A 2453-nucleotide genomic window follows, 5' to 3' on the forward strand; every position below is an offset into this window, starting at 1 on the left:
CCTTTTTGGCTCTAAGCAGGGTAAGTGTAAAAACTGAAAATTCCGTCAAAATTTATGCAACACTAGTGATTATTTTTTTATAATTTAAATATATATTTTATAAATAACTATACATCATTTATATAGTGTGATGTATTCATTTAATGGAAATGTTTTACATAAGCCAAGGCAATGGATTTTACTGGAGCCTTCCCTTACACACTAAAAAATTTTAAGAAGGGCTGATTCGTAATGAAAAAAACACTAACATTCCAACTTCCTTCAATCTCAGTTGAAATTAGTGGAAATGAAGAACTCACGCAGTATGAACTAAGACAGTTAGGGGAAGAAACGGTTGTTAAACAATTAACTAAGAAATTCCCTCGATACCAATAGTCAATTGCTGAAGGAGCTGTGTTGAAGGATGAAGACATGGTTTGTGGTCGTCCTGTAAAATTGAAATCTTCTGGAGAAGCAGGCATCATCTATGAGGTTAAACCAGGAACTAAATATCCTGTTAGGATTCTAGTTGACGGGGATAAGGAAATCCAGTGTACCCAAGCGGCGATGATAAAGTGTCCAAGAAAGAATGCATCGAGAAATTAATCAAAGGGCGTCAAGAATGGGAGAAATCAACAGGGGAATGGCTCGGTGTTCGAACAGGATATTTTGTTAATGGGAAGGAGATTATTCCAGTGATACTAAATGTGCGAGGTAGAGGCAAAATGAAAGCTTACATAATCGATCACGAATCGAAAGGTAGCTTCTATCATCTTACAGCTACTAATATTCTGAGATTATTTGACACAAAGTCAGAAGCTGAAAATTACACCTCTATGCCACTTAATCAGTCGTACATATCGTCAAAATGGTAATTACACTATAATTATATTACCTATGGAAGTTAAATATCTAAAACCCGATAATAAGAATGGCTTGTTAATTCATCAGAGGACTTTCGGATGGTAAAGGAAGGACGCTTATGAAAGAAGAATTTGAATTCATTGATAAACAGGTGCGAGATGGGAAAGTTAATATAAAAAATACAACTTACTACCTTTCAGAAATTAAAGCAGGTCTCAGAATAGAGGTACGGCGCCTTTCAACAAAAAGGAAAGCAACCGCAGAGATTGAATTAGTTTGGGGAGACAATAACATAATTTTAAAAAAGTCACAAAAAAAAGTAGTTCTCGAAAACCCAAAAACCAAAGAAGTAAACGCATACATTGACGAATTAATAAAGTATAGCCAAAAGAAAGGATGGCTTAAAAAGGGGGATATATAATGTTAAAAGGGAAGTATATAGGCAGTGATAGGTTGTGTTCTATAAATAAAGAATCCTACTTATTATTTATTTCCTAATGGCCCAAAACATTTTTACGTATCTAAATTTAATAACCCCAATGCTCATTTAGGATGTTTCGAGAATGGTTGGTTTCATATCCTTAAAGAAGAGGACATTGCATTTGAGCCGCCACGCACGAATATAGAGCTTGATCAGAAAAAAATCTATAAAGCTAAATTGATTTGGAGAAGAGCAGGATATAGCAATATCCTGCTTTCTTATTATTATCTTTCGCCTCTAAAGACTCACGCTCATTTTTATGAAAATATTGAACTAACTAAATGCAAAGGGTGTTTTCCGCTATATTGGATAAAGGAGTTTAAAGAAGTTACTAATATAATAGAAGAAACTAGTTCAAATTAATCTCTTACTACCCATTTAGTTGCTTTCGAGGAGATTTGGGAAATTACATTTGAACAACTTACACTTTTCTAAAGGCAGGTGAGAAACCTTTGAATATCAAATTTACTTGTGGACGATGGTGGGTATATTACAATAAACGGATCCTGTTATTGGATTGGCATCATATGCCGATGTGATAATAAAGATATTAAAGAGTTAAAAGTCTCTATAAGAAATAAACATCTTTAAAGTGTGATTAGGAAGTAATCTCCACTTAAACTTATATAAAAAATTATAGTATAGTATGATTATCTTAGATTGAACAGTTTAGAATTGGTAACCAGCAACATTGTTGGTTTTTTTATAGACACAATAAAAAGTAAGGTGAAACTCATGGATAAAGAAAGAGAAATGATAACAACAAATGAAGCTGCAGACATTGTAAAGGTAAAGCCCTCAACTATTCATAAATATGTAAAACAAGGTGAATTAAAGCCAGTTTATGAAGATAACTGGCACATTGATAACACTAAATTATTCTACAAAGAAGATGTTGAGGAATTAAAAAAGAAAAAGGGAAAGCCAGGAATTACTACTGGAGAAGCTAGCAAATTACTTGGCCTCCATACCGCAACGATTTTTCAATACATTCAACAAGGTTTGCTTGCAGTTGAGAAAAAGTTATATAAGGGATAGACTAACCTAGATAAATGAGACACTATAAAACACCTTCGAAATGGTACACTTAATTAAAGTGTTAATTCGGAGGTGTTTTTGCGTGGGCAAA

General features: G+C 33.4%; 3 protein-coding genes. All 3 read left to right on the forward strand.

All coding sequences use genetic code 11. From position 1 onward, the window contains the following. Nucleotides 1-396: 396 nt before the first annotated feature. On the forward strand, nt 397-585 hold the full coding sequence (locus tag IQ19_RS28855; RefSeq protein ID WP_242021153.1) for a hypothetical protein: 189 nt from the start codon (nt 397-399) through the stop codon (nt 583-585). 376 nt (nt 586-961) lie between these two features. After that, nucleotides 962-1264, forward strand: a complete 303-nt coding sequence (locus tag IQ19_RS27555; RefSeq protein ID WP_144547009.1) for a hypothetical protein — start codon at nt 962-964, stop codon at nt 1262-1264. Nucleotides 1265-2059: 795 nt separating this feature from the next. Continuing rightward, on the forward strand, nt 2060-2362 hold the full coding sequence (locus IQ19_RS27560) for a helix-turn-helix domain-containing protein (RefSeq protein ID WP_242021154.1): 303 nt from the start codon (nt 2060-2062) through the stop codon (nt 2360-2362). The last annotated feature ends 91 nt before the right edge of the window (nt 2363-2453 follow it).

The sequence above is a fragment of the Cytobacillus oceanisediminis genome (genome assembly GCF_007830235.1).
Classification (GTDB): domain Bacteria; phylum Bacillota; class Bacilli; order Bacillales; family Cytobacillaceae; genus Cytobacillus; species Cytobacillus oceanisediminis.